The following is a 16,166-nucleotide window of genomic DNA, read 5'->3' as shown; positions in this document are numbered from 1 at the left end:
CAACGCCCGCGCATAAAAAACGAGGGAAGGCACGCGTCCTTCCCTCGTTAGAGACAATATGTAGCCGCTCGCCTACATCAAGCGCAGGCTGACGTCCTTGAGCTGGGCGCCGGAAACGGCACTCGGGGCGCCCGACATAAGGTCGGAGCCGCTGGCCGTCTTGGGGAACGCCATGACGTCGCGGATAGAATCGGAGCCGGTAAGCAGCATGCACACGCGGTCCAGACCCAGGGCAAAACCACCCATCGGGGGCGCACCAAACTTGAGCGCCTCCATGAGGAAGCCAAACTGCGACTCGGCGCGCTCCTCGGTAAAGCCCAGGAGCTTGAGCATGGACATCTGCATCTCGGCGTTATGGATGCGCATGCCACCGCCGCCGGCCTCAAAACCGTCCATGACAAAGTCGTAGGTGCAGGAACCGGCAGCCAACGGGTCGGCCTCGATCTTGGCGATGTCGGTCTCGGTCGGCAGAGTGAACGGCTGGTGCTCGGCTGCATAGGCCTTGCGGTCCTCATCCCAGTGGAACAGCGGGAAGTTGACGACCCACAGGAAGTCGTGACCCTCGCGTTTGATCTCGAGTGCGTTGGCCATGTGAGAGCGCATGCCGCCCAGGATCTCGTCAGAGAGCAGGCGCGGGCCGGCGGCGAACATCACGAGGTCGCCAGGCTCGACGTTCATGCGCTCGCGCAGAGCCGCCATCTCCTCGTCCGAGAAGAACTTGACGATGGGGCTGTTGATGGAGCCGTCCTCGCGGAAAGCGATCCAGGCCAGACCCTTGGCGCCAAACGTGGAGGCCACGCCGGCGAGCTTATCGATCTTGGCACGTGCCCAGGCACCGGCGCCCTTGGCGTTGATGGCCTTGACGACAGAGCCCTCCTCGTTTGCGGCAGTCGCAAAGACCTTGAACTTGGAGTTGGCAAAGATGTCGGTCAGATCGACCAGATGCATGCCATAGCGGGTATCGGGCTTGTCGGAGCCATAGGTGTCCATGGCCTCCCAGTAGTCCATGCGACGCAGCGGCGTGGGCATCTCGACACCCATGCGACCGAAGGCGTCGGCCAGGACCTCTTCGAGTGCGCTCATGACGTCGTTCTGGTCCACGAAGGACATCTCGATATCGACCTGGGTGAACTCGGGCTGACGGTCGGCACGCAAGTCCTCGTCGCGGAAGCACTTGGCAACCTGGTAGTAGCGCTCGACGCCACCGACCATGAGCAGCTGCTTTAGGAGCTGCGGGGACTGCGGCAGGGCGTAGAAGTTACCCGGCTGAATACGGCTGGGAACGATGAAGTCGCGGGCGCCCTCGGGCGTGGACTTGAACAGGGAGGGCGTCTCGACCTCCATGAACTCACGGTTGTGAAGCGCCTCGCGAATGGCAAAGGTGAAGTCGGAGCGCAGCTTGAGGTTGGCCATCATCTCGGGACGACGGAGGTCCAGATAGCGATAGCGCAGACGGGTGTCCTCGCTGGTCTCGATGCCGTCCTCGATCTGGAATGGCGGGGTGACGGACGTGTTGAGCACCTCGGCGTGGTCGGTCAGGACCTCGATCTCGCCGGTCGCGAGCTTGGCGTTGGTGGTCTCCTCGCCACGAGCGCGCACGACGCCGTGAATCTTGATGGGCCACTCGGGACGCATGGTCTCGGCGATCTTAAAGGCATCGCCGTCGGAGTGCTCGGGGTCGAAGGTGAGCTGCGTGATGCCCTCGCGGTCGCGAAGGTCGCAGAAGATAAGGCCGCCGTGGTCGCGGCGACGGCTCACCCAACCGGTGAGGGTGACCTCTTCGCCCACGTTCTCGCGGCGAAGCTCGCCGCAGGTATGGGTGTGCATGGCATGCTCGTCGATGGGACGGGTCTGGCTCATACCAGTGATCCTCCTTTATGGATCTGTGCCGCCCCGTGTCGTTCCGGGCGGCGTCGTACAGATTTGCCCAGCCTGCGTAAACCGCGCAGCCGGACATGGCGTTCTATCTTATCGCACCCGCGCCGATGTACCGCGAAAAAGTGGCTCCCGCTCAAAGACTTGACGGAGACGAAACAATTGGCGCACCGCACTGCCCGCCCGCGCTTGTCACGTGCGACAATGTGCCTACAATACAACCGCACTCGGAAAGGCCCACCATGACTGCACGCCTCATCGTTATGGATATCGATTCCACGCTCATCAACCAGGAGGTCATCGACCTGTTGGGCGAGGAAGCAGGCGTGGGCGGGCAAGTTGCGCGGATCACCGAACGCGCCATGCGCGGCGAGCTCGACTTTAAGCAGGCGCTCGAGGAGCGCGTGGGCCTGCTTGCCGGCCTGGACGAGAGCGTTTTCGAGCGCACCTTTGAGCGCGTGACGTTTACCCCCGGCGCACTGGAGCTTGTGCGCTCGGCGCACAGCAAAGGCTGGAAGGTCGGCGTGGTAAGCGGCGGCTTCCACGAGGTCGCCGACAAGATCGTGGCCGCTGCGGGCATCGATTTTTGCCTGGCCAACCGGCTGGAGGTCGTAGACGGCAAGCTCACGGGCAAGCTGGCGGCAGACATTGTGACCAAGGAATCCAAGCTCATCCAGCTACTGGATTGGGCGGTTGAGTGCGGTGTCGATATGGCCCATACCGTGGCGATCGGCGACGGCGCCAACGACATCCCCATGATTCAGGCCGCGGGCACGGGCATCGCATTTTGCGCCAAGCCCAAGACGCGCGAGGCCGCTCCGTTTGCCATCGACGAGCGCAACCTGATGCTCGCCATGGACATCATCCTGCGTGACTAGCCGATCCATCTAACAACAGAATCAAATCCCCTATATCTAGTTTCCGAACAATTTTGTCTTAGTGTTCGGAAACATACCCTTTGAGTGCTAGACTTTGCGCCGTCGAAGGGAAGATATATGGATAAGCGAGATCTTGAGCAGTTACTGAGCGATGTTGCCGACGGAGCAGTCACCCCGGCAGTCGCCCTTACGCGCATCCAAACGGCGCCAACCGCCGATCTGGGTTTTGCGCAGCTCGATCTTTCGCGCGGGGTGCGCCAGGGAGCCGGTGAGGTTGTCTACGGCGCCGGTAAAACCGCCGAGCAGATTGCCGCCATTATCAAAGCGCTGCGCGATGCCGGTCAGGAGCGCACCCTGGTTACGCGCCTGGATGCCGAAAAAGCAGCCCGCACCTCGGAGCTTCTCGACAACGGGATCGACCTGGGATATGTCCCGAACGCCCAGCTCGCCCTCGTGGGCGGCAAGCCCTCCCCTACCGGTAACGGACGCATCGTTGTCGCCTGCGCCGGCACGAGCGACTTGCCCGTCGCCGAAGAAGCCGCGTTGACGGCCGAGTTCTTCGGCAACGAGGTCGACCGCCTCTACGACGTAGGTGTCGCCGGCCTGCACCGTCTGCTCGCGCATGCCGAGGAACTTGCCCAGGCACAGGTGGTCATCGCCATCGCCGGCATGGAGGGCGCGCTGGCGAGCGTTATCGGCGGTCTGGTAAGCTGTCCGGTCATCGCCGTTCCCACCAGCGTGGGCTACGGCGCGAGCTTTGGTGGCATAGCCGCGCTGCTCGCCATGCTCAACTCCTGCGCCAGCGGCGTTTCGGTCGTCAATATCGACAATGGCTTTGGTGCCGCCTACCAGGCAAGTCTTATCAATCATCTGAGCGCCGGAACACCCTGCGCCCGTTAAGGAGCATTCCATGTCCAACCATCAGCATACGCTTATCATCGACGGCACCTCGGGCATCAGCGGCGATATGACCGTCGCGGCCCTGCTCGACCTGGGTGCCAGCGAGGAGCACCTGCGCGAACAGCTCGCCACGCTGCCGGTCGACGGCTTTGAGATTGCCGTTACACGCGTAAACAAGCATGGCATCGACGCCTGCGACTTTGACGTTCAGCTGGCAGAGGAGCTCGAGAACCATGATCACGATATGGCCTGGCTCTTTGGCAACGAAGCAGCTGCCGAGCACACGCACGAGCATGAGCACCACCATCATGACCATGGCGGACATGAACACGAGCACTGCCACGAGCATACGCACGAGCATGACCATGAGGCTCACGGCCATGGCCACGAGGACCATCACCACGCCCACCACCATCACCACCGTTCTTTGGCGGACGTCACCGCCATCATCGACGGCTCACAGCTAAGCGATGGCGCCAAGCGTCGTGCCCTCGCCATCTTTACCGCACTCGCTGCTGCCGAGGCCAAAGCTCACGGCAAAACGCCCGACACCGTCATGTTCCACGAGGTGGGCGCTGTCGACTCCATCGTCGACGTCTGCTCTGTCGCCATCTGCCTCGACGACCTGGGCATTGAGGATGTTGTGGTCGAGTCGCTCTCCGAGGGCCACGGAACCATCCGCTGCGCCCACGGCCTCATGCCCATTCCCGTCCCCGCTGTCGTCAACCTGTGCCAGGCAGGCAATATCGCCCTCACGCCTGCACCGGTCGCCGGCGAGCTCGTGACGCCAACGGGCGCCGCCATCGTCACCGCGCTGCGCACGTCCGACCAACTGCCCTCACGCTACCACATCGAAGCCGTCGGCTACGGCGCCGGCAAACGCCCCTACGAGGGTTGCTCCGGCACGCTCCGCTGTCTGCTCGTTCACGCGGACGCATAGCCATGGATGCCCGCAAGGCAAAAAGCCGCGCTGCCATCGTTGCGGCGTTCTCCGAGCTCCTGCGCGAAGAGGACTACGGCAAGATTACCGTCGGCGACATCATCGCTCGCGCCCATGTAGGTCGGGCAACGTTCTACGGCCTCTTTAAGAGCAAAGATGACCTGCTCGCTGAGTTCGTGTGCGATATCTGCACCCATGCCCTCGACGATGACGGTACACCCCTCAATGACCCGCTCGTACAGGTCGAGCATATCCTCAACAACCTCTGGGATCGTCGTCAGGGCGTACGCGCCCTCGTAGCCGGCGCCGGCTCGCGCGTCTTCGCCGACTGTCTCCGCAAGACCATCATGTCGCGCGCAGCCGAAACCGTCCCTGTCGACCCCACAGGCCCCGCCAGCACCATGAATCGCAACTTCCTCCTCCACCACATAGCCTCAAGCTTCGTAGCCACCGTCCAATGGTGGGCCTGGCACAACTTCCAAGCCGACAAGGCCGACGTAGCCAAAGACTACCTATCAGCCATAAAACCCCTCTTCACCTAAGTAAGAGGCTCATCCCAGAGCATTGCCCCAACCCAAGGCGCCCGCGCATCCCAACGTGTCACTCGCACTTCAACGCCCCCCAACAGCGACAAGCCCCTCCCATCCAAATTCAGAAATATGTTGGGTTGCTTGTACAAACGCAACAAAGACCCCTCAGCTGTCCGCATGGGGTGACTTCCCAGCGCATTCCACAGGACGAAAGAACCCCCGCCGCACGAAGTGCGCAGCAGGGGTTCTTTCATGTCCGAGGACGCGCTGGGAAGTTACCCCATGCGGCCAGCGGACAACTATGCGGCCTTGGACTAGAACATGCCCAAGAAACCGTGCACAAACAGCGCGGCCAGAGCGGCACCGATAAACGGCGCGATGCCAGGAACGAGCAGGCCGTACTTCCAGTTGTTGTCAGCCTTGTTCTTGATCGGCAGCACCTGATAGGCCATGCGAGGACCAAGGTCGCGTGCCTGGTTCATGGCGAAGCCGGTGATGCCACCCATGCCCATGCCAACGGCCCAAACGATCAGGCCGACGCAGATAGCGAGCATCAGAACGTTCTCGCCGGCGCGGCTAGCGGCAGCAAGGATGGCGCTGATGAACACAAAGGTGCAGATAGCCTCACAGAAGAAGTTGCGGGCATAGTTCGTGCCCTCGGTGGTGGGGTTGGTCGAGAAGATGTTGCGCTGGGCAATGGGGTCGACGACGCCCTCGGAAGCCTTGAACTCATCGGTATACATAAACCAAGCGATTACGGCGCCCACAAAGCCGCCGAGCATATCGGCAATCATGAAGGGGATGCAGCTACTCCACGGCACCAGACCGACGATGCACTGGGCAAGCACCATAGCCGGGTTCATGCACACGGCGCCGCCAAAGACAAACAGGCAGACCGAGATGCCAAAAGACCAGGTGGTGATGGCAAACATGTGGCCGGAGCCCTGATACTTGGTGCCCTTAAGCACGGTATCGCAGTGTACGCCCACGCCAAAGATGATCATGAGGGCCGTTGCACCGAATTCGCAGAGGAGTTTGGTAAGCATAAAACCTTATCTTTCTTGTCGGTTACAAACGATTCGTTTAGGCCGCGCGCTAGTGCTGAGCGACGACAACGCCCAGGCCATCGGGAATGACGGCTACCTTGGCATCGGCACCCTTCATTTCAAAGGCGAGCTTGAGCGCCTCCTCGAGGGTGTTGACCGGCGTCATATGCATATCCTTGAGCATCTGGTGATCGCACAGGTCGGTGACCATGATCACAGGGTGATGCGCCAGGATGCGGGCAAAGATCTGGCTCGTCCACTGGTCGGGCAGGGTCTCGTCCTTAGGACGGTCGATGCAGGCGCGCTCAAACTCTGCCGGATCGTTGTCAGCGATGTTGTGATAGAAGCCCTCGCCACCGTGACCATCGGCGCAACCGGCGACATCGATGATCACGCCGCCCTCGGGAAGTGTGGCCTCGGCAGCGCACATGCCCTTCACGGCCTGATAGACGTTCTGATCGAGCGGATAGCCACCGTTGGTGGTGATGGCAATCTCGCACTCGACGGGCTCAACGCCGGCAAGGCTCTTCACAAACTCGCAGCCGGCCTCGTGCGCCTTGTGAATGTCGCCGGCAAAGGAGCCGATGACCTCGTGCTTGCCGTTGAGCACCACGTTGAGCACAAAGGCAAGGTGAGCCATCTCGGCAGCGGCAAACATGTCCTCGCTCACGTGGTTGTGGCACAGGTTGCCGGCGCGCGAATGGGAATCGTTCACAAACTGGCCGTTGTGGTTGTACATGATGGTCTTGTAGCTGGCGATGCCGGGCAGCACGGACTTGCGGCTGCCAGAAAAACCGGCAAAGAAGTGCGGCTCAATAAAGCCCTCGGCAAGCAGTAGATCGCAATCGGCGGCAATCTTGTTGATGATGCACTCGCCACCAGAAGGCAGGGTGCCAATCTTTTCCATCATGCTGTCGTCGGTCGCGACGTGCATGACAATTTCCTCGTTGGCAACGATCTCCTCGCCATACTTGTTGACGAGTTCCTCGTGTGTCGATGGACGATGCATACCCGTAGCAACCAGAATGCGAACGCGCGCCTCAGGCGCAGCGGAGTGGATGTGATGCAGCAGAATAGGCATCGTCACACGCGAGGGAACGGGGCGCGTATGGTCGGAGCTAATGATGACAATATCCTTCTTGCCAGCGCAAAGCTCCTCGAGCGAAGGCGATCCATAAGGGTTGGCAAGCGACTCCTCTACCAGCTCTTCCTGCGATTTTGCAGTCTTAAACTCGTTTTGATGACCTTCCATCACACCCGCGAAGTTCTTATCCTCGAGCTCCAGATGCAATGTCTTGTGGTCAAACGGCAGTTCACATTCAAACAATGACGAGCGCCCTCTTCCTTTCAACTGACACACTAGATAAACCGTTGGAAGGATACGCCGCTCACCGAAAAACGCCACCGTCCACCGAGTCGTTAACACAACGTTCATATTTGTCCCACAACAAAACGGACGCGATCCCAAACGGGACCGCGGTCTCCTGTCAAAGAAGCTATGGGCAGGGTGGATTACGCAGCGCCGAGGCAAACATCAATCCTGTGGCATGCGCGTGTAAGCTATCTTGCATAAATAGGTCAATATACTGCATAGAATGACGCATTGGGTTTCGAACCGCAACATGGTAGCCCCCTCCGGAGCGTGCATTTTTGCGAGTATTCAGCATCGCAAGATAAGATTTTCGTGTCAAAAGTCTTTCAAAAGGTAGATCGTCCTCATGACTCGTCCCATCTGGATAACATGCGGCGAGAAACCAGCCATATACGAGCATCGCCAAGGCCCAATTGTCTTGCAAAATCATCAACAAAAGCAGCGAGGGCCGGCTATGGCCTTATGCATCGATCTTTGGCTGCTGAAAACTCCGTTTTTTGCACGTCGCCCCAGGCACCACCCTCACCCAGCGGCCTTCCGCCGAAGCTGGACATCGCAGGGCCCGCCATCAGTTTACTTTTAGGCACACTCCGCAGGACGCAAGAAGCCCTCGCCGCACTCCACGCTATGCGCGAAGCGCGCCATTCTTCTCCTCAGCTTTAATTCCAGAGGACCGAGGACGAAGGGGCCCGACGGGTTTCCCTCTGAATGCATTCCGCAGCACGAAGCCCATTCCAAACGCGCGAAGCGCGCCATTATTCCCCCAGCAGTAATCCGCCGAAGACCGGACATCGCAGGGCCCGCCATCAGTTTACTTTTAGGCACACTCCGCAGGACGCAAGAAGCCCTCGCCGCACTCCACGCTATGCGCGAAGCGCGCCATTCTTCTCCTCAGCTTTAATTCCAGAGGACCGAGGACGAAGGGGCCCGACGGGTTTCCCTCTGAATGCATTCCGCAGCACGAAGCCCCCTTATCCGCAGCTCCGAAGGAGCAGGATAAGGGGGCTTCAAGTGCGAGGACGCATTCAGAGGGAAACCCGTCGGGCCCCGGTGAGAGCCACAGGGCTATCGATTACCCCGTGTTCTGCAGACCTGCCGAGACGCCGGTCACAGTCGAAAGAATCAGGCTCATGTACTCGGCCTTCTTCTCCTCGGCCATCTCGTCCTGGTTCATACGCACCTCGCGAAGGGCGCGGACCTGGGCGATGGACAGGGCGTCGACGTAGGGGTTACGCACGCGAACGGCACAGCCGAGCACGCGACGACGCTGCAGCGGCCACTCGTCACCAACGATGGCAAGGACCCACTTACGGGTGAGCTGCATCTCGGTAAAGACCTTCTTGGACAGATCATCGCGGTCGCCCAGATGCAGATACATCTTGGCAATGCGCTGATCGGTCTTAGCAATCGACATCTCGATGTTATCGATAAAGGTGCGGAAGAACGGCCACTCCTGGTAGGCAGCCTTGAGCTGGTCAAGATCGCCCAGCTGCTCGCAGGCGGTGCCCAGGCCGTACCAAGCGGCCAGGTTAATGCGTGCCTGGCTCCAGCTGAAAATCCACGGAATGGTACGCAGGTCGTCGAGCGACTTGGCACCCAAGCCGCGCTTGGCGGGACGCGAGCCGATCGGCAGCAGACCGACCTCGGTCAGCGGCGTCACGGTCGAGAACCACGGTGTAAAGTCCTCGGTGTTCAGCAGGTCCAGATAGCGCTCGTGGCTTGCGGCGTTGAGTTTCTCGGCCATATCCCAGAACTTCTGCGTGGTCTCGGTGTTGGTCTTCTCGACGCTCGGGGCCGACTGCAAAAGCGTTGCGGCGGCAACGGACTCAACATGGCGCTGAGCCAGCGTGCGGTTGCCGTAACGGGCAAAGATGACCTCACCCTGCTCGGTGAGCTTAAAGAAGCAGTTGACCGAACCCTTGGGCTGCGCCAGTACGGCCTTGTTGGCCGGGCCGCCACCACGGCCCACGGCGCCGCCGCGACCGTGCATGAGCACCAGGTCGATATCGTTCTTCTCGGCCCACTTGGCGATGCGCTCCTGCGCGGAGTGCAGCGCAAGCATGGCCGTGGTAGGACCGGCATCCTTGGAGGAGTCGGAGTAACCCAGCATAACCTCCATGCGGCGGTTGGTCTGGGCAAGACGCTTCTGCACCACGGGCAGCGTAAGCATCTGGTCGAGCACGTCAACACAGCCCTCGAGGTCCTCGAGCTGCTCGAACAGCGGGATCACGTCGAGCTCGGGAACGTCCTCCTCGTGTGCGAAGGACAGGTGGGCCAGCTCAAAGACGTCGGCCACATGCTGGGCACTCTTGGTAAACGAGATGATGTAGCGGTGTGCCATCTTCTTGCCGTAGCGCTTTTGGATGGAGCCGATAGCGCGGAAGGTGTCGATGACCTCGCGCGTCATGGGCTGCAGGTCGCCATGGATACCGTTTTCGTGGATGTCCTTGAGGGCGCGGGCATGCACCACGGAGTGCTGACGGAACTCCATCTCGACCATATGGAAGCCGAAGGACTCGACCTGCCAGATGATGGTCTGCACCGGGCCGTAGGCGGCACGGACGGCACCGCAGGCAGCCAGCGAACGCTGGACGACGCGCAGGTCATCCAGGAACTCGTCGGCGCTGTGATACATGGTGTCGGTGATACGGCGTACGGTGGCGTTCAGACGGTCGGCCATGACGAGCATGACGGCGCGATGCGGCTCGTGCTCGGAGATAAGCTCGGCGCGGGCCGTGTAATGGGCACTCATCTCGACCTGATGGTTCCACAGGTTGATGAGCTCGGCAGACGGCTTGCTGTAGGTGGCCTCGAGCGTGAGGTTGCGGCCGATGCGGCGGCACTTGTCCTCGAGCTTGAGCACCATGTGGGTGAAGTACTTGGCGGCGACCTCACGGCTCACCTTGGCGGTGACGTTGGGGTTACCGTCGCGGTCGGAACCGATCCAGCTGCCGGGATGGAAGAACGCCGGGCACAGCGGCGGCACGGTACCGGCCTTGTCACCCAGCACCCAGTCGTCAAAGCGACGATAGATGACGGGGATGACGTCGAACAGCGTGTTATCGAAGATGTCGATGATGGTATCGGCTTCCTCGACCGGCGTGGGCTTCTTGAGCGCGATGGGGCTCGTACGCACCAGGGCGTCGATCTCCTGCAGCATATGGCGCTCGTTCTCCACCAGGTCGGAGCCGCCCAGACGCGGACGCTCCTCCAGCAGGTTAGAGATACGGCGAATCTTGCCCTCGACGGCCTTGCGACGGGCCTCGGTGGGATGCGCGGTAAAGACGGGATGGAACTCAAGCTTGCCGAGCAGCTCGTTGGCGCCCTCGACACCCATCTCATCCACCAGCTGGTGATAGGCGACGGTGAGTTCGTTGGCGGGATCGACCTCGGTATCGGTCGATGCACCGGCCTCACGCTCGCGCAGCTGCGTCACACGGTAGTTCTCCTCCGACAGGTTTGCCAGATGGAAGAAGCTCGTAAAGGCACGGACGATAACCTGCTGCTTATCGAGCGGCAGGCTGTCGATCAAATCGACGACCTCGCGAAACGCCACAGCAGTGGGCTCGTCGGCGGTGGGCACGCCCTGCTCGTCGACGGCCTCGTCGGCGGCACGGCTACCGGGGTTGCCGGCATTGGCCACGATCTCGGCCGACAGAATCTTGTCGAACAGGTCCGCGATCTCGGGATCATACTCGCTAAGCACACGGCGCTCCAGGCGCAGGAACAGCGCAAGGTTGTCGCGCAGCTCCTCGGGAATCTCAATCTCGGCGAGACGCTCCCTGGACTCGGCATTCGAGCCGATTCGGTTAACGAGGCGGTTGACCACGGCAGCGACGCGCGCCGCGGCTTCGGGTACAGACTGGTTGCTTAGGTTCTCAGCCACGTTTCCTCCCATTCCTCCTTCTATGCACGTAACATGCGGTATTCATTATAGGCACTTGAGAAATACTTTCGACACTGATTGCGCTTTACCACACAAAAGTATTTTCTGCATTGCAAGGCTTTTTGCCCCAAATGGTCGTATTTCTCGGTGGGCGGCATATGCAAACGGGGACATTCCGCATAAAAGCGAAACACCCCCGTAACAATCGTTCGCCGCGAGCGGGACGCGTTAGCGGACCCGCAGCTCAAAATGATGCCCTACAGACGCTCGCGAACCGCCTCGACAACGTTGGCCAGATCGACCAGCACCTCGTCATGGCTCTGCATGTCGCGCACCTTGACCTTGCCGGCGGCAAGCTCGTCGCCGCCCAAAACCAAAATGAGCTTGGCGCCCACCTTGTCGGCCTGCTTAAACTGAGCCTTGAGCGAACGACCCTGATAGTCTGCCTCGGTCACGATGCCTGCGGCGCGAAGCTTCTGCGTAATGGCAAAAACGTTCTGACGCAGTTCCTTGCCGGCGTTGGCAACGTAGACACACGGAGCCTCATCGGCACCCAGGTCGCTGCCAAAGGCCTGCAGGGCCAGCAGGGCGCGCTCAAAACCGACGGCGAAGCCGACACCGGCCGTGGGCTTGCCGCCCTCGAGCTCGACCAGGCCGTCGTAGCGGCCGCCGCCACCGATGGAGCCGACGCCGGCGCCGGGGGCCTCGACCTCAAAGACGGTACGGGTGTAGTAGTCCAGGCCGCGCACCAGGGTGGGGTCCTCGACATACTCGATGCCGGCGGCATCCAGATAGCGCTTGACCTGCTCGTAGTGCTCGCGGCACTCGTCGCACAGGTTGTCGCCCATCAGCGGGGCCTCGGCCATGATCTCGCGGCAATGGTCGTTCTTGCAGTCGAAGGCGCGCAGCGGGTTGAGCTCGGCGCGCTCGCGGCACTCATCGCACATCTCGTCGGCGTGATCGAGAATGAACTGCTTGACCTGCTCGCGATAGGCCGGACGGCACTGGGCATCACCCATCGAGTTAATGAGCAGACGGAGCTTGGAAAGATCGAAGCCCAGACGCTTGTAGAACTCCATGAGCATAATGATGCACTCGGCGTCCGCAGCCGGATCGGGAGCACCGAGCCACTCAATGCCCACCTGATGGAACTGACGCAGGCGGCCCTTCTGGGGGCGCTCGCCGCGGAACATGGCCTCGGCATAGTAGGCCTTAAACGGCGTGGAGCCCTGGGGCACCAGGTTGTTCTCCACGACGGCGCGCACCACGCCGGCAGTGCCCTCGGGACGAAGCGCCAAGCGCTGTTTGGGCTTGAGCTTGGCATCGGTGCCCTCGGTAAAGACACGTTCCAGGTTGGCGCCGCTAAACACGCGGAACATCTCCTTGCGCACGACATCGGTCGACTGGCCGATGCCGTGGACAAACACGTCCACCTGCTCGATCGCGGGCGTCTCGATGGGCTTAAAGCCAAACGGCTCGAACACGCCGGCAGCGATCCGCTGCATCTTTTGCCAGGCGCGCATCTCGGCGCCGATAAGGTCGCGGGTTCCCTCCGCCTTCTGTGCCTGCATGGGCAAACACCTTTCTTTTAGTATCGCGTCATAGGTAGTGGTCATTATACGGCACAAAAACAAAACGCGGCGACGCGTCTGACCGAACGAGGGTATGGGAGCTCGTTCGGCCAGACGTGCCGCCGCTGCAGCCGATCCGCTTTCCTCCGCCCCCTTCGAATCACACGATCTGTTGGGGACAGAGGAAAACGGATCATTTTGTATGTCCGTGGCCGCCTTGGAAACCGAATGATGGTACGAGCATCCATTCGGCTTCCAAGGCGGCCACGGACAGAACACGGGGCGAACAGAAAAGAGCGACGGACGTCTACTCCCCCGCCACGCTCGCACGCAGCTTAGCGGCGATGGGCTCGGATGCCAGCAGGAATACGAGCATGACCACAGAACACACCAGGCACACGATCCAGGTGCTCGCAAAGGAGCCCGTGGCATCGAACAGCACGCCCGAGACAATGGCACCCACGGTGCCGCCGACCATCTCGAGCGAGGTAATGGCGCCCGTGACCTTGCCCAGATCGGCCATGCCAAACTGCTTGGACGCGGCGATAGTGGGCGTGATGGTGCCCATGCACGTTCCGACACCAAAGCTCACGGCAGCCACGATGGGACCAAGATCGGTCGCGGGGAAGCACAGGGCTACGCAGGCGATAATGCACGCAACGGATCCCAACACGTTGCCAAAACGTAGGCCAAAGCGATCGTAAATGACGCCGAGCGAAATCTTGGCGATAACGACGGTGACCATATAGGCCGAAAGCACAGTGCCCGCCCACACGGGGTCGTGACCGCCCGTGACAATCTTGGCGCCGTTGACGGTAACGCTCGTCATGTTGGTGATCTGGTTGGGCAAGATGGCACCGTTAACGAGGCCCATAAAGAGAAAGGCGACGACAAGCAGCCAAAACGCCGGGCTCTTCTTGATGCGAGACCAACCGACGTTAACCTCGGGAGCCGTGTGCTCGTCCTTGTCGCCAGCTGTCGAGACGGACGGATCGCCCGGGTTCTCGCCGAGCGGCTTAAGGCCTATCTCAGAAGGCTTGGTGCGGAAGGAATAGGCCGTGATGGGCAGCGCCGCCACCATGCAGATAGCCGCGAGCACCAGGAAGGCGGAACGCCAGCCAACGCTCACGATAAGCGAGCTCACGGTGGGAGACAGAACAGCGCCTCCAAAGCCCGAGCCCGAAAGTGCTATGGAGATCGCAAGACCTCGCTTGGCCGTAAACCAGTTGGCGGTCACAAGGCTAATGAGCAGGCGGGTCGAGGCGACGGCAAAGCAGCCCGAGACGGCAAAGAGCACGTAGACCTGCCACAGCTCACCGACAAAGCTCATCCCGGCAAGAACGGCAGAGGTGGCGATAACGGTAAGGGAACCCAAGATGCGACCGCTCACTTTGTCGGCAACATGGCCAATGACAAGCGAGCCGACAACGCTCACCACGGTTGAGATGGCGTTGGAGATGTTGTACTGAGCAAGGGAAATGCACAAGTCGCTCACGATAAGCGGCTGAAACAGGCTCATGCAGTTAACGAAAATCGTGTAACACGTGGCCATGATGACAAAGCCGGAGGCCACGACGAGCCAACCGGGGAAGAATTTATGCTGCTGGGACATGGATTACTCCTTGTGGTCGGCGATATAGCCCAGGGCGACCGCCGCATAAGCCGCGGCGCCGAGCGGCAACTCGGCATCGCTAAAGCGTGCCTTGGGATGGTGCTGGGCAAAGTGCTCGTCCGTATCGGTCACAGCCGCACCGAACGTAAAGTACGCGCTCGGTATCTCGCTCGAGATAAGCGCAAAGTCCTCGCTCGCCATGGCATGGAACAGAGGCAGGAAGGCGGCCTTGGGCAACGTCGCACCCACATAGCCAAACGAAGCCTGGGTCATATCGTCATCGAGCACGAGCGGGGGAACATCCGAGAGCGTCTCGATAGTCGCCGGCGTACGATAAGTCGTGGCAACGCCTTTGACGACCTCCGCAATGCGGGTCTTGAGGTGCTCCATGAGCTCAACGTCAAAGCCGCGCAATGTTCCCTCGAGCACGCAGGTGTCGGGAATCACATTGGCCGCTTGGCCACCGGCAAACTTACCCACGGTGAGCGCGACCTCCTTGGCCGCCGGCACCTCGCGAGCGATAAGCTCCTGGAGCGCCAGGTGCACATGCACGCCTGCCGTGATGGGGTCGATGCAGATCTCGGGGCTCGAACCGTGGCCGCCCTTGCCCTGCAGCGTAATGCGGAAACCGTACACGCCCGAAAGCGCCGGGCTGCCGTAGAGCACCAGGCCAAGCGGCGACTGGCTGTTGACATGCATGGCAAAAGCCGCCTGAGGACGCGGGTTCTCGAGCAAGCCGTCGGCGATGGCAGCACGTGCCCCCTCAAAGGTCTCCTCGCCCGGCTGGAACAACAGCTTGACGGTGGCATTGGCGTCGACAAGCGCGGCCTCGCGAGCCTTGAGCAGGCGCGCCGCACCAAGCAGCGCCGTCGCGTGCATATCATGACCGCAAGCATGCATGCAGCCATTGGTAGATGCAAAGGGCTCGCCGGATTCCTCGACAACGGGCAGGGCATCCATGTCGCCGCGCAGCATAACGACCGTACCGGCCTGTTCGTCCGTGCAGACGCCATTGCCCTGGGCCGCGGCGGCACCGGCACCGACAAGGCCCACAACGCAGGAACCATCGACGAGCGTGGAAAATGGGATGTCCATCTCGTTCAGGCGCGCTTGGATATACGCAGAGGTCTGTGGGAGGTCGTTACCGAGTTCGGGCATCCGATGCAGATCGTGACGCCATGCGGCAAGCTCATCGGCAAAAGCCTGAGCCTCTTTGACCAGACCGTCGCCAATGGCGGCTTGCGCCGCCGCTGAGGTCTGAAGCGCTGGTTGTGGTTGAAAATCGGACAGAGCTGGTGCCATAGATGCCCTCCAGTAAAGTTTTAGCAGCAAGCACTTTCATACTCTAAAGTGCAGGGCATAACTTTAAAGGCGACGCATAAAAAACGCCGCCCCAGAGGGACGGCGCAACAGATTGTTTACAAACGCGCTCGCGGCTTTTTACGCAACTCTCTGTTAGACCAGCATTGACGTAGCCGCTCCCTGCCGTTGCCAATAGTCCCAGAAGGGCTGGGGACGATCGATCATCTGGCGCCTCGTATGCTCGTAGAAGCCGC

The 16,166-nt window shown here is 60.9% G+C and carries 11 protein-coding genes; 4 read left to right on the top strand and 7 right to left on the bottom strand.

The features are described 5' to 3' along the window. Positions 1–72 precede the first annotated feature (72 nt). Positions 73–1,860, bottom strand: a complete 1,788-nt coding sequence (gene aspS, locus ACTNA2_RS07980) for an aspartate--tRNA ligase (protein ID WP_441049137.1) — start codon at positions 1,858–1,860, stop codon at positions 73–75. A gap of 257 nt (positions 1,861–2,117) precedes the next feature. Here aspS and serB point away from each other — a divergent pair, with 257 nt between their 5' ends. From serB to ACTNA2_RS07960, 4 genes are all read left to right on the top strand, one after another. Next, on the top strand, positions 2,118–2,753 hold the full coding sequence (gene serB / locus ACTNA2_RS07975) for a phosphoserine phosphatase SerB (RefSeq protein WP_427747576.1): 636 nt from the start codon (positions 2,118–2,120) through the stop codon (positions 2,751–2,753). Positions 2,754–2,870: 117 nt separating this feature from the next. Beyond that, positions 2,871–3,653: a nickel pincer cofactor biosynthesis protein LarB gene (gene larB / locus ACTNA2_RS07970; protein ID WP_441049135.1), complete on the top strand. Its 783-nt coding sequence runs from the start codon at positions 2,871–2,873 to the stop codon at positions 3,651–3,653. A 10-nt stretch (positions 3,654–3,663) separates the two neighbouring features. Next, positions 3,664–4,593, top strand: a complete 930-nt coding sequence (locus tag ACTNA2_RS07965; protein ID WP_441049133.1) for a LarC family nickel insertion protein — start codon at positions 3,664–3,666, stop codon at positions 4,591–4,593. 2 nt (positions 4,594–4,595) lie between these two features. Further along, entirely contained in the window at positions 4,596–5,135 is a 540-nt protein-coding gene (locus ACTNA2_RS07960) for a TetR/AcrR family transcriptional regulator (RefSeq protein WP_441049131.1), read from the top strand. 302 nt (positions 5,136–5,437) lie between these two features. Here ACTNA2_RS07960 and larD read toward each other — a convergent pair whose 3' ends face one another. From larD to ACTNA2_RS07930, 6 genes are all read right to left on the bottom strand, one after another. Continuing rightward, positions 5,438–6,169, bottom strand: coding sequence for a D/L-lactic acid transporter LarD (larD, locus tag ACTNA2_RS07955; protein ID WP_441017382.1), 732 nt, complete (start codon positions 6,167–6,169; stop codon positions 5,438–5,440). Positions 6,170–6,218: 49 nt separating this feature from the next. After that, positions 6,219–7,496, bottom strand: coding sequence for a nickel-dependent lactate racemase (gene larA / locus ACTNA2_RS07950; RefSeq protein WP_427748316.1), 1,278 nt, complete (start codon positions 7,494–7,496; stop codon positions 6,219–6,221). A 1,117-nt stretch (positions 7,497–8,613) separates the two neighbouring features. After that, entirely contained in the window at positions 8,614–11,427 is a 2,814-nt protein-coding gene (locus tag ACTNA2_RS07945) for a phosphoenolpyruvate carboxylase (RefSeq protein WP_441049129.1), read from the bottom strand. A 257-nt stretch (positions 11,428–11,684) separates the two neighbouring features. Further along, on the bottom strand, positions 11,685–12,998 hold the full coding sequence (hisS, locus tag ACTNA2_RS07940; RefSeq protein WP_427729192.1) for a histidine--tRNA ligase: 1,314 nt from the start codon (positions 12,996–12,998) through the stop codon (positions 11,685–11,687). A gap of 307 nt (positions 12,999–13,305) precedes the next feature. Beyond that, positions 13,306–14,610 (bottom strand): MFS transporter, encoded by a 1,305-nt coding sequence (locus ACTNA2_RS07935; RefSeq protein WP_441049127.1) that lies wholly within the window; start codon positions 14,608–14,610, stop codon positions 13,306–13,308. Positions 14,611–14,613: 3 nt separating this feature from the next. Then, positions 14,614–15,912 carry a M20 family metallopeptidase gene (locus ACTNA2_RS07930; protein ID WP_441049125.1) on the bottom strand — a complete coding sequence of 433 codons (1,299 nt, stop codon included), beginning with the start codon at positions 15,910–15,912 and terminating at the stop codon, positions 14,614–14,616. Between the last annotated feature and the right edge of the window lie 254 nt (positions 15,913–16,166).

The sequence above is a fragment of the Collinsella sp. HCP28S3_E9 genome (assembly GCF_052065455.1).
GTDB lineage: Bacteria > Actinomycetota > Coriobacteriia > Coriobacteriales > Coriobacteriaceae > Collinsella.
Note: the sequence above shows the minus strand (reverse complement) of the source record. Positions and strands in the feature narration are given on the sequence as shown.

What these genes read in the sequence shown, in the direction of transcription:
- aspS (WP_441049137.1), bottom strand. Translation starts at nt 1,860, where the DNA reads ATGAGCCAGACCCGTCCCATCGACGAGCATGCCATGCACACCCATACC.
- serB (WP_427747576.1), top strand. Translation starts at nt 2,118, where the DNA reads ATGACTGCACGCCTCATCGTTATGGATATCGATTCCACGCTCATCAAC.
- larB (WP_441049135.1), top strand. Translation starts at nt 2,871, where the DNA reads ATGGATAAGCGAGATCTTGAGCAGTTACTGAGCGATGTTGCCGACGGA.
- ACTNA2_RS07965 (WP_441049133.1), top strand. Translation starts at nt 3,664, where the DNA reads ATGTCCAACCATCAGCATACGCTTATCATCGACGGCACCTCGGGCATC.
- ACTNA2_RS07960 (WP_441049131.1), top strand. Translation starts at nt 4,596, where the DNA reads ATGGATGCCCGCAAGGCAAAAAGCCGCGCTGCCATCGTTGCGGCGTTC.
- larD (WP_441017382.1), bottom strand. Translation starts at nt 6,169, where the DNA reads ATGCTTACCAAACTCCTCTGCGAATTCGGTGCAACGGCCCTCATGATC.
- hisS (WP_427729192.1), bottom strand. Translation starts at nt 12,998, where the DNA reads ATGCAGGCACAGAAGGCGGAGGGAACCCGCGACCTTATCGGCGCCGAG.
- ACTNA2_RS07935 (WP_441049127.1), bottom strand. Translation starts at nt 14,610, where the DNA reads ATGTCCCAGCAGCATAAATTCTTCCCCGGTTGGCTCGTCGTGGCCTCC.
- ACTNA2_RS07930 (WP_441049125.1), bottom strand. Translation starts at nt 15,912, where the DNA reads ATGGCACCAGCTCTGTCCGATTTTCAACCACAACCAGCGCTTCAGACC.